Source organism: Microcoleus sp. CAWBG27 (genome assembly GCF_020883145.1).
Taxonomy (GTDB): Bacteria; Cyanobacteriota; Cyanobacteriia; order Cyanobacteriales; family Microcoleaceae; genus Microcoleus.
Genome location: NZ_JAHREU010000039.1, coordinates 35,205 through 58,749, shown reverse-complemented (window position 1 = coordinate 58,749; position 23,545 = coordinate 35,205). Strand labels below are relative to the sequence as shown.

Below are 23,545 nucleotides of genomic sequence, written 5' to 3'. Positions count from 1 at the left end.
TGCTCAATAAGCCTAAAACCCTTAGCTCAAAAGACTTTGACTCGCGATCGGCGCTGAAAATGTGTAATACCATTTTTTTAAAGTTATGCTAGAGTTACCTTCCAAGTAAAGGAGAACATTAAAATGTCTGGGCGTCCTCATATAAAGATTACCGAATCTATAGAAGTATTGCTAGAGATTCGGAAAAAACAAAAAAGAATTTTAGCATATAATAAAGTTCAAATGCTTTATTTATTTCAGTCAAGACAAGTAGAAACAGTCCGAGAAGTATCGTCATTTTTGGGTAAAAGTGAAACCACAATTCATCGCTGGCTCTTTCAATATAAAGAGGGTGGCATAGAAAACTTGTTAAAAAATCGGCAGATTTTTGGTAGACCAAAAAAAAAATCGGTTGAAGTAGCTGCTGCATTACAACAAGAATTGAGAGACCCCGAAGGATTTTCCAGTTAGTTATAAAGAATTTCATCTCTGGCTATGGTTTATCAAAGAGATACCTAGTAGTTATCAAGCTGTATACTCCTTGGTTAAAGGGGAGTTGAAAAGTAAATTAAAAATCCCAAGGCCCCGGAGTAGTGAACAAAATTTAACTGCAATCAATGAATTCAAGAATAGCCTGTCTCAAAAAATCAAAGCCTTGCTGAATAAAGCTCCTGACCAAGTAAAGAAATACAAAAGATTTCTGTTTTGGTGTAGTGACGAAACTCGATTAGGACTACATACAATTCAGAGACGAAGAATAACACTACGGGGTGTAAAACCCGTAGGAAAACATCAATGGAAAAGAGAATGTTTCTGGCTTTACGGAGCAGTATCCCCATCTACTGGACGAAGTTTTTTTTGGGAGTTTTCCCATTTAGATAAAGTTTGTTTTCAAGCATATTTGGAACAATTGTCGCTTGAATATCCCGATGAATTGCATATAGCCTTTCTCAAAAAGATGAGGTATGGCTGACAGCTTACATAACCGCTGAAATCAAGAGGGCCCAAGCCCAACAACGTCCGCGAATCTTTGTGAAAACCGCTATATCATTCAAGTCGATAATGCTCCGGGTCATCTTTTAAGCACATTTGAATTGCCAGACAATATTATTTTACTATTTCAGCCTCCTCATTGTTCTGAAGTAAATCCAACAGAAAGAGTGTGGGAATACATCAAAGAATTTTAAGCGAAAGTTAGTTTTTAGTGATCTTGACAAACTCCGCGTAAAAGTTCAGGAAATCTTAGCATCTTTAACGAATCATGTCATTGGTTTTCTCACAGGATGGTCTTTGATTTTACATTATTTATCTCTAGTACATCTTTAAAAAAAAATCGTATTACGCGACAAAAAAGCAGGATATCTAAGCACTTGAATCACATCTGAAAGCTTATCGGGAAGGTTTTATTAAACATATTGACACTTATTACAGCGACCCTGTAGAGCCGGAACCGCAGGTTAGTGAAGCTGTTTTAAGGGAGGGATATGTCATTATTTAATGTCCACTAAAACAGGCGCTCTGGGTTCGTAGTGAGGACTTCAGTCCGCATAAATTCAGAGGACTGAAGTCCTCACTACGAACCTATGCTGATTAACTTAAATAAGGTAGGTTTACTACTTCTCCGGCAATTTCTCCTAGCTGCACTTTCAGTCCTTCGCCTCCGGCTTTGGTGCGGATGTAAGCAAGTCCAAAATAGCCGGATTCGGTTTTGACAAAACTGGTGAGTTTGCCGACTTTTTCTTCTCCAATTGTGATGAGAGTTCCGGGTTCAACGGGGCCGCTCAATTGCACGCCCCAAAGTTCTTGTTTGACTCCTTGGTAGGTGTTCAACCGGGCAATTGTTTCTTGGCCGATGTAGCAGCCTTTGTCATAGGTAATTGTGTGTAAAAGGCGCGCTTCTAGGGGGTTGTAATCGTCTGTGAGTTCAAAATCGGGTGCGGGGCGTCCTTGTTCGATTCTCAGTTGTTCCCAAATTCGATCGCCCATTGGTACGGCCCCAGCTTTAACTAACTCAGTCCACAAGCGGGCTGCGTCGCTGGCTGGCGCAATTAACGTGTATCCAGGAGTTGCTAAACCGCTACCAACAGCAACTCGAACCTCCCCTTCATCCGCCGAAAGAGGGGGGGTTTTTATCGATTTGTGAGTAGCGTAGGATTGATTGTCTAGTTCGGTAACTCCGAGTTTTTCTAGTAGTTGAGTGCTTTCGGGGCCGAGGAGACTGAAAGCAACGGTTGTATCGGTTATATCTGTTAATTCTACGCGATCCATTGGGAAAATATAGCGATCGAGCAATTCGAGCAATTGGTGGCGGCGGTTAGCTGAAACTAGCAATATTACGGCATCTTCTGTAGCATAGGCTGTCGCGAGGTCGATCGTCCGTGCGGTGGATGTGACGAACACGGTGTCGCAACCTTGACCGGGTTTGAGTATGTTAAAGTTATTGGTACTTTGATTGTGCAAGAACCGCAGGCGATCGCTATCGGAGATTTGAATGCGTCCCCAGTGAGTGCGATCGCACAAAGCCACACCTTTTTTAGTTGCTGCGATGGCGGCAGCGTCGTTACCAAAACTGATAGGGACTGTTTCTGTGGTTGCTAACTCTGCAAAAGTAGCGCCTGCTGCGGCTTGAATGTCGTGCAATTCTTGAATTAGCATAGGATTTGAGATTTGAGATTTAAGCTTTCAGCGTGTATTGAATTATTAATGCTTGGTTTTGAGTTTGCGATCGTACTCCGAGGCCGAGAAACCGGGTTTTTTACATAATCTTCTGCTGTAACGCGTTTTGTCATGAAAAAACCCGGTTTCTGACTACCCATGACAACTGTCAACTTACAACTAAGAGGGCTCTCCCGGGGGCACTGCCCCTACAACTGTCAACTGTCAACTGTCAACTGACTCAAATTAGCAAAAACTTCTTGTATTAATTGACTCGCTTTGGCATCAAGACGATTCCAGTCTACATCGCCAGTGTCCTCGTCTATTAAAAAAGTGTCAATTACAACTTCTTGGCTTTGCATTGGAGTGTGGGCTGGCTGGTAGTTGACAAAGCAGACTCGATAGCAAAGTTCCCAAATATCGACGGATCTGCGATCGCCTTGATGCTCTAAAATTAGTTGATAGCCGGGAATCGGAACCTGCACTTCTTGATAAGTTCCTGTCCAGACTGACTCCTCTAGTTGTTTGCGGATGTTGTCTAGCACTCGGATCATCGCCGGCTGCATGAGAAGTTCAGCTTGTTTCCAGGCGATCGGGCTAGTTATTTTAGGCTTCATATATCTGACGATGTTAAAAAGGAAAATCAATCAATAGATTAATTTTCCAGCATTGAGTGCCTACTTGTGGGACATCCGCCACAAAATGTTAAGTTTGGTCGATCGCACATCTTGCACCATTCCCAATAAGTTTTTTTAACAACAGGCTGTCCGGCCTGTTCCACAACAGATTTAATTTCTTGTGGAATAGGCATCTTGCCTGTTCCTAAGGAAAGGCCCAGAGCCAATGGTTTAAAAATTCAAGGCTTTGGTAATAGCTTTTCAATTGGATATGGGCGATGTAGGATTTGAACCTACGGCATCCTGCGTGTAAAGCAGGCGCTCTACCACTGAGCTAATCGCCCAATTGCGCTTACAGGGACTTATCATATCACAGTATCCCAGAAAGATCAACTAAAAAAATCATAAACTTTTAATGCCCTCTGGCCGCACGCACGATCGAATCACCCTATGGTGTTTGCCCCTAGTGGCAGGCGTCACCTTTGGCCACACTCAAAACAGCAACCTGACTTTGCTCGTTTCCGGCAGCTTCCTAGTCGGCGGACTGATGTTTGGCCCGGATTTAGATATTTACTCCTGTCAGTACCAGCGCTGGGGATGGTTCAAATTTATTTGGCTTCCCTACCAAAAAAGCCTGCGCCACCGATCTTTTTTGTCCCACGGGCCTCTGATCGGCACGGCTTTGCGAATCTTGTACCTCGCTACCTGGATCGCCGTTATAGGAGTCTTGGGATTGACGATCGCCGAAAAAATTGGCAACTTAGCCGGAAATTGGCAGGAAGCGGTTTTGGGTTACGGTCGATCGCTCTTGGAACACTATATCGAATTTATAGCCATCTACGTCGGTCTGGAATTGGGCGCGATGAGCCACTATCTCAGCGATTGGGGCGGTTCGGCTTACAAACAGTTCAAAAAGAAAGGATTGAGCGGGTTACACCCTCCTAAGACTATTAAGAGGCGCAAAAGCAAATCTCCCCGCCGCACGTCTAGCAAATCTAAGAGGTGAACAAGTAAATCCACCTAATAAAATGTAAAATATCGCTCGCGATCGAGCTGGCTGTCTATGTATTCCTTCTTCCTTCTTCCTTCTTCCCTCTTCCTTCTTCCTTCTTCCCTCTTCCCTCTTCCTTCTTCCTTCTTCCTTCTTCCTTCTTCCTTAGGAGTGACATCCGTGACATCCGTTACATCCGTTACAGAATCCGTTGCCGAACTTCCTTCTTCCTTCTACTTAAGGTAAATTCTCATGTCTAATTCCCACAGTCGATCGCTCGTAGCACTCGAAAACCTGATAGAAGTTGTAGCATCATTGCGATCGCCCGACGGCGGATGTCCTTGGGATTTAGCCCAAACTCCCGAAACTCTGATTCCGCATATCATCGAAGAAGCCTATGAAACCGCCGACGCGATTCGTAAAGGAGACAAAAGTGCGATCGTTGAAGAATTGGGCGACTTATTATTACAGGTAATTTTGCAAGCTCAAATTGCCAGCGAATCCGAACAATTTACCTTCGCCGAAGTCGCTGCGGGAATCACGGAAAAACTGATTCGGCGCCATCCCCACGTCTTCGGAGATGTAGAAATTAACAGTGTCGATGAAGTTAACGAAAACTGGGAAAAAATCAAAGCAGCAGAAAAGGGCATAACTGCGGAAAAGCCACCAACTTTAGCCTCAAAAATGAGCCGTTATGCTAGCACTTTGCCGCCAATTACTGCCGCTGCAAAAATCTCTCAAAAAGCTGCGGAGGTGAGTTTTGATTGGGACAGTGTAGACGGCGTTTGGGATAAGTTTCACGAGGAAATGGCGGAATTTGAACACGCTCTCAAACACGAGGATAAGGCCGCCCAGCAGTCGGAATTGGGAGATATTATGTTTGTGTTGGTTCAATTGGCTCGCTGGTACGACTTAGATCCGTCGGCTGCTTTGCAGGGAACGAACGATCGCTTCGTGCAGCGGTTTGCTAAAGTTGAGGCTGCGTGCGATCGACCTTTGTCGGATTATCCGCCCGAAGAGTTAGACACTTTGTGGCAAAAAGCTAAGGCTTTACTGGCCAAGCAAAAGAGCGATGATTAACATCAAATCCGTTAGTATCAGAACGATCGCTCTCTCTCTTTTCTCCTCCTCTGCGCCCTCTGCGCTCTCTGCGGTTAAAAACTCCAAATCTAACTAATTTGGTTTAATAAGTTCAGATATCAACTACTCATAGAGCTTCGCATCGTTATACGGCGGATGTTCGCAGGCGATATAGAGAGCGTTTGTCGGTTCGAGGGGTTGATTTGTCACAGGATCGAGCGGCTTTAGGACAAAGCATAACAGAGAGAGCGATCGCCAATCCAAACTTTCTAGCTTTCCGTTCTATGAAACCTACTCAAATCTACTCATAGCAGATTTGATGTTCACTTCCTGCTTCCACCAAGGGAGTCGGCTCGCAACTTGTCCACAGGCTTAACTTCAGACCGAACTGGCCTTACCAGAGAATGAATAATGAGCCAAGTTAATCGCGGCATTTAAGTCACGATTAATAATTGCACTACAATTTTGACAATAAAAAACTCGTTCTTTCAGCGGCATTGACTGAATATTACCACAATTTGAACAAGTTTTTGATGACGGATACCAACGGTCAACCAATTCAACTATCGTACCGTACATGGCCGACTTATATTCCAGCTCGCGCCGAAATTCAAAGAAACCGCAATCTGAGATAGCAGCCGCTAATTTATGGTTGGCTATCATCCCACTTACGTTCAAATCTTCGATGCGAATGTGGGCATATTTTTTGCTAATTTCTGTCGTGGTTTTCTGCAAGAAGTCTCGACGTTGATTAGCAGTCTTCCCATGAATTTTGGCGATTCTACGATAATGTTTCTGGGCGTTATTGGATGCTTTTAGACCCAACTTTCTCTGGCCCAATTGCTTGTTGCGATTTCTCCACTGTGTTTTACTCAGCTTGGTTTTCGCTTTGGTGAGCGGACGGGGAGATTCGTAATAATTGCCATCGGAAAGAGTAGCAAAAGTTGACACACCCAAGTCAATACCTACCGTTTCAACAACGGGGTGAAACAAAGGTGGAATCTTTTGGGCTTTGATAGCGAAGGAAACATACCATTTATCGGCGGTTCTGGAGACGGTAAATGTCTGCGCCATACAAGGAAACGGGATAGCTTCTTTCAGTCTAAAAGTTCCTAAGGTGGGAATTTTAATTGACTTTTGCGGTTTGAGCAAAATTGCATGATTCCAGTCAGCAGTATCCACCGTAAAAGAGTCGCCATCTTTTTTCCTTTTGAACCTGGGGAATTTTCCTAATCCTTTAAAACATCGGGATAGTGCTTCACCGAAATGCCGGAATGTGGTTTTATAAACTCTGGAAGACAGAGTGGTAGTCCACTGATATTCGGGTAATTTCTTGACATGGTTGGTAAAAACTCGTTCAATTGCCGCCACTTTTTTACTACTAGCGCCTTGGAACTCTTTAACTCCTTGGTAAAGAGATAGGGCGTAGTTATAGCAAAATCTAGCATAACCAGAATGTCTTGCCATCAAGGTACGTTCTTTATGATTAAGTTTTAGTTCTCGCTTGATGGCGTACATAGCTGATTAAAATTTGTGAACGATTTCTTTAAGTTCGGCTGCTTCCGAAGGGGTTCACTTGCTCATTTAACCATCAAGTGCACACTTAATGGGCAAATTTAGTAAGATTTAGGTATATTTTTGTGAACTGTTCTTACCCCATCAAATCCAAACCTGCCCCACCCTTCCCCAACTCTCGCAACTCAAAACATCGATTCAGTACGACAGTCGGAAATTCAACAAACAATATCTCCGAAAAACTCTTGACTTTTTAATTGAAATGTGCATAGAAAGACAAGACATTTTAGAAATCTGGGAAAGTTCAAACTGCATTGCTTCATAGGAGAAATCAGGCAGATTTCCTAAATTTAAGAACCGCATCCGACGGTGAGAACGCTGTTAATTGCTCAACCCATTGCCTTCAATTCAGTCAACTGTCAACTGTCAACTGTCAACTGTCAACTGTCAACTGTCAATTGAAGCGAAACATTTGCGAGCAATTGCGAGATGAAATCACCCCAAAATCACCCGCGAATGCTCCGCCACATCCACAAAAGCGATCGCCTCTTCAATTAAGACATTGCTTGAGCGATATAATCAAAATAAGGAGCAGCTTCCCTAGCATCATCCTGATTGAGCAAAGCCAAAGAAGCTTCCTTCAAACAGCGAATAGCTTCAACCATGCCAGGAACAGGAACGCCCAGAGAATTGTACATTTCCCGAACGCCAATCAAACCGATACTTTCGATCGGTTCCTTGTCACCGGCCAAGATACCGTAGGTAATCAGGCGCAAATACCAGCCGTAATCGCGCAGGCACAAAGCCCGTTCGCGCTGGCCGTAAGCATTGCCCCCTGGGGAGATAAAATCAGGGCGTTTTTTCCAAAGTTTTTTGCTAGCTTCTTCAACAATTTTTTTCTCACTGTCAGACAGCGCAGTAGCAATACGCACCCGCTGTTCTCCCGTCTTAAAAAAATCATTGATGCTTTGGAGTTCGCCGGTACTGGGATAACGAAGTTCGTCATCGGCTTGGAGAATAAATTGGCTAACTACGCTCATTGTTATTCAAAATTTGAGGATATTTGAGGAAAAGATTGATTGACATTCCCATCTTTTTAAGATGAGATTCTTGCTGGGGCGACTTACCTTGCTGCTAACATTAATCGATCTTAGAAGCAGGCGGTCAACCTCCGCAAGCGTTATGCTTAGTCACTAAGCCAGTTTCCTTGTGTCCCAAGGTACTCTGGGAAAAATTCAAAAACTGCGATCGAGAGTTTGGATGTCGGCAGACATTTAGACTGTTTCACGAGTTTTAGCCCATCAAGCCCCCATAGCATATCGCACAGGCTCGATCGAGGACAATGTTCTCTTATGCAAGCTTTGGCTGTAGCAGAAAGGGGTTCGGAAGCAGGAAGACTGCCTGCACTTGAGCTTGAGTGCGATGGCTTGCGCCTCGCTTCGCTACGACTCATCAGAAACAAGAGAGAGCGATATTGCATTACCATATTAAATCCTACCACGACTACTTGTGAGCAAATCTAAATTCCCCACCCGAAACTCGACGAAAGTGGCAAACCCTTGCCAGCAAGGTCAACTGATTGAGATAGAGATTACCGACTTGACAGACACCGGAGACGGAGTTGGTCGTTTTGGTGAGTTAGTGGTGTTTGTGCCCGATACCGTCACGGGCGATCGCATCCTCGTGCGCCTCATCCAAGTCAAATCCAGCTATGCTACAGGCAAGCTGGACACACTTCTGGAAGCCTCCGAACACCGCATCCGAGCCAACTGCATTGTCGCCGACAAGTGCGGTGGCTGTCAGTGGCAGCACGTAGACTATCAATACCAACTTGCAGCCAAGCAAAATCAAATCATTCAAGCTTTAGAACGAATTGGCGGATTTAGCGATGTGCAAGTCGATGAAATCTTAACGGGAAAAATCGAAGGATTTCCCCAATTTTTGGGATACCGCAACAAAGCGACTTATCCGGTAGCAATTTCTGCGACTGGTCAAGTGCAAGCAGGTTACTATCAAAAAAGCACCCACAAATTAGTCAATCTAAATCAGTGTCCGGTGCAAGATCCGCGCCTCAATCCTTTGTTGAAAGAAGTCAAAGAAGACATTCACTGGCGGGATTGGCCAGTCTATGACGAAAAGAAACATACAGGAGAATTGCGTCATTTATCCTTGCGAATCGGACGGCGCACAGGAGAAATGTTGCTAACTTTAATAGTTCGCACGGGAGAGTTGCCGGGAATTGAAGCACAAGCCGCTGAATGGCTGAAACAATATCCTCAACTTGTAGGTGTTTGTTTAAATGTGAATGCAGCTCAAACTAATGTAATTTTTGGTGCAGAAACTCGCTGCATTGCTGGCCAGTCTTATCTGCGAGAAAAGTTTGCAGGATTGAATTTTCAGCTAAGAGCAGATACTTTCTTCCAGGTAAACACAGAGGCTGCTGAGGCTTTGTTGGAGGTGATTGTCGGGGAGTTGAATTTGCACGGAAGCGAGGTTTTGGTTGACGCTTACTGCGGAATTGGGACTTTTACTTTACCGCTGGCAAAACAAGTCAAAATAGCGATCGGTTTAGAAGTGCAACCTGCGGCGATCGAGCAAGCCAAATTAAATGCTGAGTTAAATGATTTGAAAAATGTCGATTTTCAGGTGGGAACTGTAGAGAGTTTGCTGCCTGCTTTGGGATTGACACCGGATATTGTGCTGCTCGATCCGCCTAGGAAAGGGTGCGATCGCGCGGTGTTGGAAACAATCAAGGAAATCAAACCGAATCGCATTGTTTATGTTAGCTGCAAACCTGCGACTTTGGCTCGCGACTTGAAGATTTTGTGCGAAAATGGGGATTATAAGTTAGCGCGGGTGCAGCCGGCAGATTTCTTTCCTCAGACTTCTCATGTTGAGTGTGTGGCGTTTTTGGTGAAGCTATCCCCTGTATGATTCGGCGATTGACATCCTTGTCGCAAGTCAAACTCTCGTCCGCCGATATCGCGCTTAGCGCTGGCTGCGCCGATCTCGCGGACTAAGAGATCGAGGGTAATGTTTCACGGGGTGACAGACTTCGCATTTTACGCCGATCGAAAAGGTTAAAGAAGATTAATTATCTCGCAGTCCAGTTGCGTGCATCTGATTTTGCAGTGCCAGCATTAATTGCGATCGTCCAATCAGTAAGTTATATCATCTCCCCTCAATTACCATAACAATGAAAGTCCGCAAAAGCGGACTTCAGTCCGCATAATGCGGACTGAAGTCCGCACTACGAACCGCAATCTGTATCGCTTCAGTTATTTAATTGCAATTCCTAAATTGACAAAAGATTCAAAATCCAACTGGGAACTCTTGGCACTCCCAAAACTCCTCACCTCCGACTGATGCGTACACAGCAAATTCAGATATATACTCTTAAGCGCAATGAACTAACAGATAGGTGACATGAGATACAAACTACTAGGTCACAGCGGACTTCGCGTTTCCGAAATCTGCCTCGGAACCATGACTTTTGGTGAAGAATGGGGTTGGGGCGGTTCCTACGACGAAAGCCGGAATATGTTCGACGCCTTTGCAGAAGCGGGCGGCAATTTCATCGATACCGCGAATCTCTACACCAACGGTACCAGCGAAAAATATGTCGGTGACTTCATCGGGGGCGATCGCGAAAAATGGGTAGTTGCCACCAAATACAGTCTTAACATGAAAAATGGCGAAATCAACGGTTTCGGCAACCACCGCAAAAATATGGTGCAAGCAGTAGAAGCCAGTTTGAAGCGATTGCAAGTTGAATACATAGATTTGCTGTGGCTGCACGCTTGGGATTTTACGACACCCGTCGAAGAAGTAATGCGCGCCTTTGACGACTTGGTACGCGCCGGCAAAATTCTTTACATCGGCATTTCCGATACACCGGCTTGGATTATTTCTCAAGCAAATACGATCGCCAACCTGCGCGGCTGGACACCATTTATCGGCTTGCAAATCGAGTATTCTTTAAAAGAGCGAACTCCCGAACGCGATTTGCTCCCCATGGCAAAAGCCTTCGATATTGGCGTCACAGCTTGGAGCCCCCTAGCAGGCGGTTTGCTAACCGGAAAATACAACATTTCAGAAACCGCAGGCGAAGCTAAACGGCTTAATTCATCTGAATCTGGAAAAATTAGCGAACGAGACCTCAATATTGCGGCTGAAGTTAGTAAAATAGCAGCCGAAATTGGCAAACCTAGTTCTCAAGTAGCCCTGAATTGGTTGCGACAACAGTCAGTCGATGTGATTCCGATTGTTGGTTCCCGCAAACTCTCGCAACTTCAAGAAAATCTGGCTTGTTTGGAGTTTGAATTAACTTCCGAACAAATGCAGCAGCTAGACAAAGTAAGTGCAATTGAATTGGGTTTTCCCCACGATTTCTTAAAGAGTTCGATGGTGCAAGATTCTGCCTTTGGAGGGGGAATCGCCAAAATTGACAGCCGCCGACTTTCAGTTGACAGTTGACAGTTGACAGTTGACAGTTGACAGTTGACAGTTGTAGGGGCAGTGGATGGTGCGGGCCTGCCCTCTTAGTTGACAGTTGACCAATTGAGGGCTACCTCTCCATAAAAGTCCGAGGATTGAAACAGTGAATAATTTTGTTTTATTTCCCTCTAGCTAGAAGGAAGAGGCTTTAAACCCATTCTTATTGGTAAATTTCCTGCTATCTTCTAGTCGCGGGTTTGCGTCGATATTTGGTGCGGGAATCGCAGATATTGACAAATCCGCCCTGAGACGGATGATGGAGATTGGTGCTGTAGGTGTCAGTTTAACCTCACATCTTGCACCAATCTCGTCACCTTGGTTTCTTGTAGCAGACTCGCGTAAAATCCTAGGTTTCTCGTCGCTGTTACCTGGTTTCTCCGGTATAGTTGAGAAGGGTACTAGATGTGGGTTCAACCCAAATACATAAACTGTCAATTGTTAATCTATCGGAAGTCATAAATGTCGGCAAAGCAATTGTATATGAAGATACAAATTTTGTAGGTGTGCGATCGCATAAGTTGAAAAAATGCGAAGTTTGTTAAAGCAAATAGCAACAAAAACTCGATGGCAAATTTTCTCTACTCTCCAAATAAAAACATAAAACTCCCTCAGTTTTAACACCTGTTTAAAAACACAATGCAACGGTAGGCAAGCTTCAAACCCTTAATTCATAAGTCATTCCCAATTATTCAATCTCAAACCTCAAATCTCAAATCTCAAATCCTAGAGCCCTGTACCTGCCAGTTAAGAGTCATTTTACAAGAGCGATCGCCATTTTAAACGCTTTTGAAAAGCGTGCAAGCTAGGCACAGCGCTCGAAGTCATCCTTCAGATAGAAGTAATCGCAGAAAAACTGAGTTAGATTTAACAACAATAGCAAGTCTAAGAATATTAACTTATCTCCAGTTTCACTTCTGAAAAAAGCAGATAAGCGTGTTTTTCCGCACCTAAGCAGTTGCTTTGTTTGAGCCAATAAATGCGGCGCTTGCTCGTCAACTAAAAATTCTCAGATTGATGCTTGCGAATTTCAGTAAGACACTGCTGAGAAGGATATTTTATTGACAAATTTTCACTAACCAATTTTCATTAACAAATTTTCATTGACAAATTCCAGAGGCTAATTATGTCCCCCCCAGAAAACTCAGCAAACAAAAATTATAGCAATAAAGGTCGAGCATGGGAGATCCGATTTACCTCGATAGATCCCGCAAAATCTCCCTCTCAATTCGCACCCTCACCCGCATTGCGCGCTAACTTATCAAAACCTGCTGCTTTAGATGCACCGGATTTAGTTTGCCTGTCTCATTTGCGGTGGAATTTCGTCTATCAGCGCCCGCAACATCTCTTGGGCCGCTGTGCCAAAAATCGCCGCGTATTTTTTGTAGAAGAACCTGTTTTTAGCTCGGCTACAGATTGGCGGCTTGATGTCAGCATTCACGAAACCGGAGTCTGGATAATAGTACCGCACCTGAGCGAAGGAATCAGCGAAGAAACTGCACAAACTGCTCAGCAAGCCATGCTTGATGATTTGTTTCAAGCAGCAGAAATTAGCCAGTACATCCTCTGGTATTACACACCAATGGCTGTCAGTTTCACAAACCACTTAAAGCCGCTAGCTGTAGTCTACGACTGCATGGATGAACTGTCAGCATTTCACGGCGCGCACCCGGATTTAAAAGCAAATGAAATCCAATTATTAAAGCGGGCAAACGTCGTATTTACAGGCGGGCACAGCCTCTACGAAGCAAAACAGCAGCAGCATCCAAACATTCATGCTTTCCCCAGCAGCATCGAAAAAGAACATTTTGCTATAGCGAGAAATCTTTCAGAAGAACCGACCGATCAAAAAGATATTCCTCACCCGCGTTTGGGATTTTTTGGGGTTATAGACGAACGCATGGATATCGAACTGCTGCGCGGCATTGCCGAAGGGAAGCCGGACTGGCATTTAGTCATAATTGGCCCGGTGGTGAAAATCGACCCGGCTACTCTCCCAACTCACCCAAACATACACTATCTCGGCGGCAAATCTTATCAAGAACTGCCAGCGTATCTGGGCGGATGGGATATAGCAATGCTGCCTTTTGCGATTAACGAATCGACTAAATTTATTAGTCCGACGAAAACTCCCGAATACCTCGCTGCCGGCAAACCGGTGATTTCTACTCCGATCCGCGACGTGGTGCGCCCCTACGGAGATAACGGCTTGGTTCGGATTGCGAGCAATGTTGCAGAATTCGTTGCTGCTGCTGAAGAAATCATGGGCGAAACTTCGGAAGCTCGGGCCAAGTGGGTGAGCGAAGTTGACGCCTTTTTAGCAGACAATTCTTGGGACAATACCTGGAGCGAAATGCTGGGGTTGATCGAAAGTGCGATCGAAAGTAAGAAGTCAGTTGGCAGTTGGCAGTTGGCAGTTGGCAGTTGACAGTTGATAGTTGGTAGTTTGGAGTTGCTACCAATAACTAATAACTAATAACTAATAACTAATAACTAATAACCATTCCCCATTCCCCATTCCCCATTACCAGAGGTGTTTTAATGTTTGACTATTTAATTGTCGGAGCAGGATTTGCAGGTAGCGTTATTGCCGAAAGACTAGCAACTCAGGCGGGAAAAACAGTCTTGATAATTGATACCCGCAACCACATAGGCGGCAACGCATACGACCATTACGACAATCACGGCATCCTCGTACACAAATACGGCCCCCACATTTTTCACACCAATTCGCGCCAAGTTTTCGAGTACCTTTCGCAGTTCACCGAGTGGCGGCCTTACGAACACCGCGTCCTTGCCAGTGTTGACGGTCAACTGCTGCCAATTCCGATAAATCTCAACACCGTCAACAAACTTTACGGACTGAATCTGACATCATTTGAAGTTGAAGATTTTTTCGCGAAGGTAGCGGAACCAAAGGATTACATTCGCACTTCCGAAGATGTCGTTGTCGGCAAAGTCGGCCGCGAACTTTACGAGAAATTCTTCCGCAACTACACTCGCAAACAGTGGGGAATGGATCCGTCGGAACTCGACAAATCAGTGATTGCGCGCGTGCCCACCCGCACTAACCGGGACGACAGGTATTTTACCGATACCTATCAAGCAATGCCACTCCACGGCTACACTCGGATGTTTGAAAAGATGCTGTCTCACCCAAACATCAAGGTGATGCTGAATACCGACTACCGCGAGATTGAGGGTTTTATTCCTTACGGGGAAATGATTTACACCGGGCCGGTGGATTCCTATTTCAATTATTGCTATGGAAAACTGCCTTACCGTTCCTTGGAATTCAAGCACGAGACGCTGAACGTACCCGTACACCAAGCTGCACCGGTGGTAAATTACCCGAACGAGCATTTATATACTCGCTGCACGGAGTTTAAATACCTCACCGGACAAGAGCATTCAAAAACGAGCATTGTCTACGAATATCCCCAAGCTGAGGGAGACCCTTACTACCCGGTTCCGCGTCCGGAAAATGCGGAAATTTACAAGAAATATAAGGCTTTGGCTGATGCGACTCCCGGAGTTTCTTTTGTGGGAAGGCTGGCGACTTACAGGTATTACAACATGGATCAAGTTGTCGCTCAAGCTTTGACAACTTATACTCAAATTACGACAAATCCGGTGATTGAATTGGCGGCAAATCTTAACGATGCTGCCTCTAATTTGAGTTCGTCGAACCCAGTTGCTGAACTCCCAGCCGCTGCTTCTCTAGAAGTTGCTGCGGTCAACGGCAATGGCAAATCTGCTAGCAAGTATAACAGTCCCAAATGAGTCTTCAACAGTTGACAGTTGACAGTTGACAGTTGACAGTTGACAGTTTGAGAGCGAACTCTACCCTTAAGTCCGAGGATTGGGGTAATGAATCGTCTGATTTTAATTTCTTGCGATCGGGCTTGGGGCTTTCAACTAATTTTTTTCTGGTAAAAATGTAAGGTGCGCGCTCCGCACTTTACTCTGCTTTTCTCAAAAGTTATTAAACAATTCAAACAAGGGTTAAGGTGAACATGAGCACTATCGTTAAAACTGTTTTGTCTCATCAGGTTTTGGAAGGTTCTCAATTTCCTCAGTTTCAGAAAGAAATAGAGCGCCTAATTGAAAGGGGTGGCAAAATTCTGATGCTCGATTTCTCAAATATCATTTTCCTTAAAAATTCGGAATTAATGGCTGTAGTGGCGATTATGAAATTAGTTAGAGACAGCGGATGTATACTTTTGATATCTGCCATGAGCGAACAAGTTAGAATGCTATTTGAACTCACGGGACTAGAACAGATATTTCAGTGTTTGCCACCTCCGGAAGAAGTTCCTTTCACAGGTGACCTAACTGAACCTTTAGAAGGTTTGCAAAGTGTTGCTAACTAGGAGAGAGTGGGAGTATTTCTAGGGTACATCGAAGCCAGACAATCCCTATGGCATTTTTCAGATATAGCCTTTCTCAAAAAGATGAGGTATGGCTGACAGCTTACATAACCGCTTAAATCAAGAGGGCTCTCTTCCCAACAACGTCCGCTAATCTTTGTGAGAACCGCTATAGATGAGGCACGCTTATGATAATTGGTAATTGGTGAGGGGCTTCTGGGCTTTTAAACCTGAAGCTTTTTTATAATTGCCGATTTTCTTTTAAATTGATTACTTGAAAAACAGGCATATAGCCTTTCTCAGATAGATGAGGTATGACTGTAAATGGAGTTGTTAGGTGCATATCTTGCTATACAACAAATTCAAAGAGGGCTGAAGCCCAACAACATACCTCATCTTTTTGAGAAAGGCTATACCTTATCTTTTTGATCGAGGCTATAATTGTGGGATTTTTTGGTACGAACTATTCAAGAAATCAGGTGCGTCGCTACTCGAAAAGTCGATTTTTTTTAGGGATTTTTAACGGATCCGCACCCTACGACTTAATAATTTGTTCGCTTAAGGTTCAGTTTGTTTGATTTAAAGTTCAGGCTGTTTGAAGTGAAAATTTTTAATTATTGAGGGATAAATTAGATTGCAAAAAACTTGTCAAAGTCGCGGGAATAGTCGCTAACCTATACATATAACTTCGGGTAGATGTGCCGATGAGTTGGTTAGGTAGAGAACTAGAAAATTGTGATATAGAAGAGTCTTCCACTCTAGACAATAAGGTGACTGTTCAAGGGCGGAAAACAGGTTATCCGCGCCCCCAATTGCGCCGCAGCAACTGGATTTGTCTGAACGGTAAGTGGAGGTTTGCTTATGATGACGCGGGACGCTGCGTGCAGCCGATCGACATTACGGACTGGAGTCACACTATAGAAGTGCCGTTTGTTCCCGAATCAATCAAAAGCGGGATCGGCGACACGAATTTTCACGCTAACTGTTGGTACGATCGCGAATTTGACGTGCCCCACACAGAAAGCAGAGTTCTCCTCCACTTCGGCGCCGTAGACTACCGCGCCCGCGTCTGGGTAAACGGTCAGTTTGTCATCGAACACGAAGGCGGGCACACTCCTTTCACGGCAGACATTACAGCAGTTTTAAACCCCGCGGGGCCGCAGCGAATTACCGTCTGGGCCCAGGACGACCCGCAAGATTTGGCAAAACCGCGGGGGAAGCAAGATTGGCAAGTTGAACCGCACAGCATTTGGTATCCGCGCACAACTGGCATTTGGCAGACGGTGTGGGTAGAATTGGTGCCTCATACTTATATCGATCGCATCCGCTGGACTCCGCAGTTTGAACGCTGGGAAATCGGTTTTGAGGCGTTTGTGGCGGGCGATCGCCAATCTGGGATTCAAATTAAGGTTAAACTGTCGATCGGCTGTATCCTGCTCGTCAACGACACCTACGAAGTCATCAACGGCGAAATCCACCGCCGCATCGCCCTTTCAGATCCGGGAATCGACGACTACCGCAACGAACTGCTGTGGAGTCCCGAAAAACCTACATTAATTAACGCACAGGTGGAGCTCTGGGCCGACGGCAAACTGCTTGACGAGATTAAATCCTACACCGCGATGCGGACTGTCAGCATTCAGCGCGATCGCTTCATGCTGAACGGCCGCCCCTACTACCTGAGACTGGTACTCGACCAAGGTTACTGGCCCGATACCCTGATGACGGCCCCTTCCGACGAAGCCTTGCGCCTGGATGTCGAATTAGTCAAAGCAATGGGTTTCAACGGCGTCCGGAAACACCAGAAAATCGAAGATCCGCGATTTTTGTATTGGGCCGACGTGTTGGGGCTGTTAGTTTGGGAAGAAATGCCCAGCGCCTACCGCTTCACTCCCAAGGCCGTTGACAGGTTGACGCGGGAGTGGACGGAAGCGATCGATCGCGACTCCAGCCATCCCTGTATCGTAGTCTGGGTGCCGTTCAACGAATCTTGGGGAGTTCCGAATTTAGTCGAAGCGGCAGCCCACCGCCACTACGTGCAAGCCCTATATTTTTTGACCAAAACCCTCGATCCGACTCGCCCCGTAATTAGCAACGACGGCTGGGAAAGCACAGATACCGACATCCTGGCGATTCACGACTACGACAACAACCCGCAAACTGTGGCAAAACGCTACGGGCCGGAAGTCCAGTTAGCCGATTTGTTCGATCGCGGGCGTCCCGGCGGGCGAGTTCTCACCCTCGACGGACACCCACATCAAGGACAGCCCGTGATGCTGACAGAGTTCGGCGGCATCGCCTGCGCCGGCCGCGAAAACCCAGATTTTCAGAGGGTTTGGGGCTACGTGCGCGCGTCAGACACCTCTGAATTGCGACACCGCTACAGCGCGCTGCTGAAAGTGGTAAACCAAGTGGAAATGTTCAGCGGATTTTGCTATACACAGTTGACCGATACTTTCCAAGAAGCTAACGGTTTGCTGTATGCCGATCGCACTCCTAAATTTCCCATAGAGGCGATCGCGGCGGCAACTCTCGGCTGGGATATTCCGGAAGAAAGTGCACAGCAAACTGCGACTCAGTGCTAAATAGACTTATGGCGATCGGGTTTGTAGTAAGGACTTTAGTCCTTTCTTAGATTAAGGACTAAAGTCCTTACTACAAACCTTATAGACAGGTTTGTAGTAAGGACTTCAGTCCTTTCTTAGAGATACAACGTATTCCAGGTTAGTAGGGACACCGCACCGTGCTCATTAGTGTCAGTTTAAGCTCAAACCCAGTCACAGATTGCTGTTTAACTATTAAAGCCCGATCCCCCCTAGCCCCCCTTAAGAAGGGGGGGACAAGAGTCTTTTCAAAGTCTCTCTTCTTAATGGATTATTTAGCCTCCTGCTTTGGTGTTTATGCGGGTGATATTGCAGGAGACAAGAGTCTTTTCAAAGTCCCCCTTTTTAAGGGGGATTTAGGGGGATCTAGACAAGAAATGAAAACGATATTTATCAAGTCTTTCAGGCTTAATTTGACACTCCTTGGCTTCTTGGAGTGTCTCTACTACAGGGATTTCCTTCTTAAACTACGAACCTTAAAAACTCGCTGTCAACTGTCAACTGTCAACTGTCAACTGTTTAACCATGTTTCAAAGTTTTTTCATGGGCGGTTTTGAATGTTCCACCCACAAATTGCGATCGGGAAAACGCCTCGATGTCACAGCCGCCACCGGCCACGATAAATTTGCAGCAGCCGACTACCAACGCTTGCAAGAACAGGGCATTTACACAGTCCGCGAAGGCCTCCGCTGGCATTTGATAGAACAGACTCCCGGAAAATACGATTTTTCCAGTTCCCTACCAATTATCCGCGCCGCCCGCGACACCAAAATGCAGGTAATTTGGGATTTGTTTCACTACGGCTGGCCCGACGATATTGATATTTTCAGCCCCGAATTCGTGACCAGGTTTGCCAATATGGTGCGTGCTTTTATGCAAGTGCTAACGGAGGAAACAGACCAAACACCTTTCGTGACACCTGTCAATGAAATTTCATTTATTGCTTGGGCCGGCGGCGATGTTGCTTATATCAATCCGTTTGCAAAAGGGCGGGGAGACGAACTCAAAATCCAGTTGATCAAAGCGTCGATCGCAGCGATAGAATCAGTTTGGGAAGTCAATCCCAGCAGCCGCATCGTTCAAATCGACCCGGTAATTAATATTATTGCCGACCCCGACAAACCGGAGGATAAAGACGCGGCGGAAGGCTATCGTTTATCTCAATATCAAGCTTGGGATATGTTAGCGGGACGTTTTCGCCCCGAACTCGGCGGCCAGGAAAAGTATCTCGATATTATTGGGGTGAATTATTACGATCGCAATCAGTGGATTCACAATGAAAATCCGATGAAATACACCGATCCGCTGTACCGCCCGTTTAGCGAAATGCTGCAAGAAGTGTTCGATCGCTACGGCCGGCCCTTATTCGTTGCAGAAACAGGTACTGAAGACGATTTTAGACCTGTCTGGTTCAATTATGTGTGCACGGAGGTAGCGGCGGCGATCAAAGCCGGAGTTCCGGTGGATGGAGTTTGTTTGTATCCGATTGTCAACCATCCTGGTTGGGATGACGATCGCCACTGTTACAATGGTCTGTGGGATTATTGCGATGAAAAGGGCGATCGGGAAATTTACCAGCCTTTGGCGGATGAATTGCAGTTTCAAAGGCAGCAGATTGAACCGTTGATGAAGTTGCAGGATTGACAATCTGGGCGATCGGCGATTTAAAAATAGGCGATTTCAATCGGCGATTGAAATCGCTTCTATACAAACGAAGTCCGCCTTCGCGGACTAAGAGATTGAGGGGGTATTTAAGCCGGATTTGGGATTAGATATAAAAGACAGTGCCGAATCACATATCCGTTTTCGCAAACTCTTCTTCTAAGGCATTTAATGCTTGTTGGACGGATAATCTTAGTTCAGCTTCATCAATATCAAATTCAGAATCGAATAAATCAGAATCCCCGCAATAAGCATCTACGTCACCAAACAACTTGTCTAAAATTTGGAACTCTCTTTCTGAGTCGAAAAGTTTTTCGTTTTGAAAAATCTCCAGAAATTGGGACTCAAATTCATCGCTGCTGATTTTATTATTAACAAAATCTTTTAGCAATCTAATATATTTCATATGGAGCAATTTCATACAATCTAGTATTCTTAGAAGGGCAGGAAACAAATTCCCGCCCTTTTTATGATTATGAGCCTCCTCCAATATTACCAGTATCTATAATCGCCTTAAGTTGGCTTTCATTAAGTTTCCAGCCACTTACAAAATATCCCTTATCATCAAAAATTACTTTTAAAGCTGTTTGCGGATCAAAATAACTAACTACTGACCTTCCTCTGAAATTTTCTCTTCTCACTTTCGTAGTGCTACTTTGTAAATGATTTTCAATAGCCATTTTAAATTTTATTATATTGTCTAAACTATAACTTCCTCGGATGCCAAAAGCACTAGCGTGCTTAAATTTTCTTTGAAGTTGCTTCTCTTGAATAATATATACGGGTAATTTTATACAGCTTATCATTTGAGTTCCTTATCAACGACTTTTAAACCTCAATATTAAAAAAATATTATTTTGGTAAAAAACTTGCTGTACCATTTGGCAGTTTTGAGGCTTGCGGGCCATCGGAATAGCTCCGGTGTCTGCGGCATCAGCAGTTTGCCCTCTGTCTATCCAGATCGTTTTATTCGATTGTTCTCTATTATTAAGGTAGCACATGAAAAACACCATGTCAAATAGAAGCTGGGGTTGAAACCCCTGGCGGACTGTCGGCTTACGTTGCTACTCCGAACTACACTTTTTAACATAATTTGCGACTTTAGGTAGGGGCGAATTCTCCAAGCACAAAGTTATACTCCTAACATCTATTAAAAGCGATCGCCCGCCCCAACAAAAAATGTACGTCCAAACATTGCAAAAACCCGACGGCCGCCCACTGACACTCTACAGCCGCTACCCAATCCCAGAAGGTATCGCGGCCGTAAGTCCCAGCAATGAACCCGTACAAGCAAACCCGCACTTTCGCTGGCATCCTTTGCGCGGGGAATGGGTAGCATACGCCAGCCACCGTCAGGGAAGAACTTTCATGCCGCCGCCGGAATACAACCCGCTGGCTGCGACAATTAATCCCAAATTTCCGACAGAATTGCCGCCGGGAGATTACGATGTCGCAGTGTTTGACAATCGCTTTCCTTCGATGACTTTGCAGGCGAACAACGCACCTCCAAATATTGTCGAAACTCTGCCAGCTAAGGGCATTTGCGAAGTCGTTGTTTTCACTCAAGATCCGCAGGCTTCCCTCGGTTCTTTAGAGTTATCTCACTTAGAATTGCTGTTAGAAGTATGGGCCGATCGCACTTCAGCAATCGGCAGCAATCCCGAAATTCAATACGTCTTGCCTTTTGAAAACCGCGGCGTCGAAGTTGGAGTAACTTTGCACCATCCCCACGGTCAAATTTACGCTTATCCCTTCGTGCCTCCGGTGCCCGCGCGGATGTTAGAATGTCAGTCGGTTTACTATCAAAAAAACAGTTCCGGTTTGCTGCAAGATTTGATTCAAAAAGAGATTGCTGACAAACAGCGAATTCTTTATTTGGATGAAGAGGCGATCGCCTTTGTCCCCGCTTGCGCCCGCTACCCCTACGAAGTGTGGATTGCGCCCGTAACTCCTGCTGCCACATTCATCGATCTTACCGAAAAACAACGTCAATCCCTCGCTAAAGCCTTAAAAACAGTCACCCTCAAATACGACGGTTTGTGGCACCGCCCGTTTCCTTATTTGATGGCTTGGTTTCAAGGCCCGACAGACGGGAAACCGCATCCCGAAGCGCATTTGCACGCTCAATTTTATCCGCCCTATCGATCGAGCGATCGGCTAAAATATCTAGCAGGAACCGAACTCGCCGCCGGAATGTTTGCCAACGACGCATTACCCGAAGAAAAAGCCAAAGAATTGCAAGCCGTAGCCGTAAATCTATTTTAATAAAACAGGTTCGTAGTAAGGACTTTAGTCCTTTCTTCAGAGAGGACTGAAGTCCTCACTACGAACCTTTTAGAGAGGACTGAAGTCCTCACTACGAACCTTTTAGAGAGGACTGAAGTCCTCACTACGAACCTTTTAGGAAGGACTGAAGTCCTCACTACTAACCTTTAGGAAGGACTGAAGTCCTCACTACTAACCTTTATGATAAACTCATTAAACCCAGAAGTCGATCGCAAACTCGAATTCATCCGCCAAACCTTAACAGAAACCGGATCGAGCTCCCTGCGCTTGCGCGGTACAGACTGGTTTGCTTGGGCTACAGCGGGCGCTTCCAACACAGTATTGCTAACCGCAGAAACTGGAGTTGCAGAAATATTAATTACCGCCGATACAGCTTGGGTACTGACAGATGAAATCGAAGCCCAACGCTTGCAAGATGAAGAATTGCCAGCCAACTTTCAAATGCACATCTATCCTTGGGCGGATGTTGCACAGCGCGAAGCTTTTGTCAAAGAAATCGCTGGTGGCGGTAACGTGATGTGCGATCGACCAATTCATCATAACGAAACTGCGATCGTCACATCTTTACAGTCTCGCAAACAGACAATGATGTCAAGCGAATTAGAGCGGTATCGGCGAGTCGGGCGTTTAGCCAGCGAAGCGATGACAGAGGTACTTTCGGCTGCTAAACCAACCTGGACAGAATATCAATTAGCGGGTGCCGGTGCAGAAGCTTTGTGGGCGAGAGGTTTGCATCCAGCCCTGACGTTAGTGGCTGGAGAAAGGCGTTTGCCGCTATACCGCCACGCCACCGCTACCGCCGAACAAATCGGGAAGCAAGCGATGTTAGTATTTTGCGCGAGAGGATGGGGTTTGTATGCAAATTTGACCCGATTTGTCTGTTTCGATTTTCTGGACGCAAAGGATGAGGAATTGCACCAAACAGTCAGAGAAATTGAAGCCGCCGCGCTGAATTCATCCCAGCCTGGAGTATCGCTAAGTGCTGTTTACGATACGCTAAAAACTGCTTACGAACAGCACGGATATCCTGAGGCAATTCGGGAACACCATCAAGGCGGAACTACCGGATATTTGGCGCGGGAAATTGTGGCTAATCCGGCTACTTCGGATATTTTAGCAGAAAATACGGCTGTGGCTTGGAATCCGAGTTTGTCGGGAGCAAAAATTGAAGATACGTTTGTAATTGGTAGCGATGGAACTTTGGAAAATTTGACATTCGATCGCAATTGGCCGAGTGTAGAAGTAGATGGCCGGTTGCGCCCGGTGCCGCTGGAAATATAGCCGAAGGAAGAA

The 23,545-nt window shown here is 45.4% G+C and carries 19 protein-coding genes and 1 tRNA gene; 12 read left to right on the top strand and 8 right to left on the bottom strand.

Annotated elements, in window-relative coordinates; translation table 11 throughout:
* Positions 1 to 123 precede the first annotated feature (123 nt).
* Entirely contained in the window at positions 124 to 450 is a 327-nt protein-coding gene (locus QZ938_RS20575; protein WP_293143477.1) for a helix-turn-helix domain-containing protein, read from the top strand.
* A 1,119-nt stretch (positions 451 to 1,569) separates the two neighbouring features.
* On the opposite strand, the gene QZ938_RS20570 is transcribed toward QZ938_RS20575, so the two are convergent.
* The 4 genes from QZ938_RS20570 to QZ938_RS20555 form a co-directional block, all read right to left on the bottom strand.
* The gene (locus QZ938_RS20570) at positions 1,570 to 2,634 is read right to left on the bottom strand and encodes a folate-binding protein (protein WP_293353063.1); all 1,065 of its coding nucleotides are present in this window, start codon (positions 2,632 to 2,634) and stop codon (positions 1,570 to 1,572) included.
* 218 nt (positions 2,635 to 2,852) lie between these two features.
* Positions 2,853 to 3,251: a hypothetical protein gene (locus QZ938_RS20565; RefSeq protein WP_293353061.1), complete on the bottom strand. Its 399-nt coding sequence runs from the start codon at positions 3,249 to 3,251 to the stop codon at positions 2,853 to 2,855.
* A 38-nt stretch (positions 3,252 to 3,289) separates the two neighbouring features.
* Entirely contained in the window at positions 3,290 to 3,445 is a 156-nt protein-coding gene (locus QZ938_RS20560; RefSeq protein ID WP_293353059.1) for a hypothetical protein, read from the bottom strand.
* A gap of 78 nt (positions 3,446 to 3,523) precedes the next feature.
* Positions 3,524 to 3,595 (bottom strand) — tRNA-Val (locus QZ938_RS20555).
* 71 nt (positions 3,596 to 3,666) lie between these two features.
* Between QZ938_RS20555 and QZ938_RS20550 the strand changes: the two genes are divergently transcribed.
* Positions 3,667 to 4,257: a metal-binding protein gene (locus QZ938_RS20550; RefSeq protein WP_293143470.1), complete on the top strand. Its 591-nt coding sequence runs from the start codon at positions 3,667 to 3,669 to the stop codon at positions 4,255 to 4,257.
* A gap of 237 nt (positions 4,258 to 4,494) precedes the next feature.
* Positions 4,495 to 5,322 (top strand): nucleoside triphosphate pyrophosphohydrolase, encoded by an 828-nt coding sequence (mazG, locus tag QZ938_RS20545; protein WP_293143469.1) that lies wholly within the window; start codon positions 4,495 to 4,497, stop codon positions 5,320 to 5,322.
* 378 nt (positions 5,323 to 5,700) lie between these two features.
* Here mazG and QZ938_RS20540 read toward each other — a convergent pair whose 3' ends face one another.
* Positions 5,701 to 6,840: a transposase gene (locus tag QZ938_RS20540; RefSeq protein ID WP_293353057.1), complete on the bottom strand. Its 1,140-nt coding sequence runs from the start codon at positions 6,838 to 6,840 to the stop codon at positions 5,701 to 5,703.
* Positions 6,841 to 7,391: 551 nt separating this feature from the next.
* Positions 7,392 to 7,877, bottom strand: a complete 486-nt coding sequence (locus tag QZ938_RS20535; protein WP_293143458.1) for an allophycocyanin subunit alpha-B — start codon at positions 7,875 to 7,877, stop codon at positions 7,392 to 7,394.
* Between the two features lie 469 nt (positions 7,878 to 8,346).
* On the opposite strand from QZ938_RS20535, the gene rlmD reads away from it, so the two are divergent.
* The 7 genes from rlmD (at position 8,347) to QZ938_RS20500 (ending at position 19,948) form a co-directional block, all read left to right on the top strand.
* Complete coding sequence (gene rlmD, locus QZ938_RS20530) at positions 8,347 to 9,771, top strand: 23S rRNA (uracil(1939)-C(5))-methyltransferase RlmD (RefSeq protein ID WP_293353055.1); 1,425 nt, start codon at positions 8,347 to 8,349, stop codon at positions 9,769 to 9,771.
* Between the two features lie 492 nt (positions 9,772 to 10,263).
* Positions 10,264 to 11,313 carry an aldo/keto reductase gene (locus QZ938_RS20525; protein WP_293353052.1) on the top strand — a complete coding sequence of 350 codons (1,050 nt, stop codon included), beginning with the start codon at positions 10,264 to 10,266 and terminating at the stop codon, positions 11,311 to 11,313.
* Between the two features lie 1,144 nt (positions 11,314 to 12,457).
* Entirely contained in the window at positions 12,458 to 13,759 is a 1,302-nt protein-coding gene (locus QZ938_RS20520) for a glycosyltransferase family 1 protein (RefSeq protein WP_293353050.1), read from the top strand.
* 113 nt (positions 13,760 to 13,872) lie between these two features.
* Complete coding sequence (gene glf, locus QZ938_RS20515) at positions 13,873 to 15,114, top strand: UDP-galactopyranose mutase (RefSeq protein WP_293353048.1); 1,242 nt, start codon at positions 13,873 to 13,875, stop codon at positions 15,112 to 15,114.
* Positions 15,115 to 15,347: 233 nt separating this feature from the next.
* On the top strand, positions 15,348 to 15,704 hold the full coding sequence (locus tag QZ938_RS20510; protein ID WP_293143439.1) for an STAS domain-containing protein: 357 nt from the start codon (positions 15,348 to 15,350) through the stop codon (positions 15,702 to 15,704).
* A gap of 701 nt (positions 15,705 to 16,405) precedes the next feature.
* Positions 16,406 to 18,286: a glycoside hydrolase family 2 protein gene (locus QZ938_RS20505; RefSeq protein WP_293353046.1), complete on the top strand. Its 1,881-nt coding sequence runs from the start codon at positions 16,406 to 16,408 to the stop codon at positions 18,284 to 18,286.
* Between the two features lie 543 nt (positions 18,287 to 18,829).
* Entirely contained in the window at positions 18,830 to 19,948 is a 1,119-nt protein-coding gene (locus QZ938_RS20500) for a beta-glucosidase (protein ID WP_293353044.1), read from the top strand.
* A gap of 148 nt (positions 19,949 to 20,096) precedes the next feature.
* On the opposite strand, the gene QZ938_RS20495 is transcribed toward QZ938_RS20500, so the two are convergent.
* Both QZ938_RS20495 and QZ938_RS20490 read right to left on the bottom strand, forming a co-directional pair.
* Positions 20,097 to 20,372: a colicin immunity domain-containing protein gene (locus QZ938_RS20495; RefSeq protein ID WP_293353042.1), complete on the bottom strand. Its 276-nt coding sequence runs from the start codon at positions 20,370 to 20,372 to the stop codon at positions 20,097 to 20,099.
* A gap of 67 nt (positions 20,373 to 20,439) precedes the next feature.
* Positions 20,440 to 20,772 carry a colicin D domain-containing protein gene (locus QZ938_RS20490; protein WP_293353040.1) on the bottom strand — a complete coding sequence of 111 codons (333 nt, stop codon included), beginning with the start codon at positions 20,770 to 20,772 and terminating at the stop codon, positions 20,440 to 20,442.
* 373 nt (positions 20,773 to 21,145) lie between these two features.
* Here QZ938_RS20490 and galT point away from each other — a divergent pair, with 373 nt between their 5' ends.
* Together galT and QZ938_RS20480 are read left to right on the top strand one after the other, a co-directional pair.
* A complete protein-coding gene (galT, locus tag QZ938_RS20485; RefSeq protein ID WP_293353037.1) occupies positions 21,146 to 22,231 on the top strand; it encodes a galactose-1-phosphate uridylyltransferase in 1,086 nt (361 codons plus the stop codon).
* A 201-nt stretch (positions 22,232 to 22,432) separates the two neighbouring features.
* Entirely contained in the window at positions 22,433 to 23,533 is a 1,101-nt protein-coding gene (locus QZ938_RS20480) for a M24 family metallopeptidase (protein WP_293353035.1), read from the top strand.
* Positions 23,534 to 23,545 lie beyond the last annotated feature (12 nt).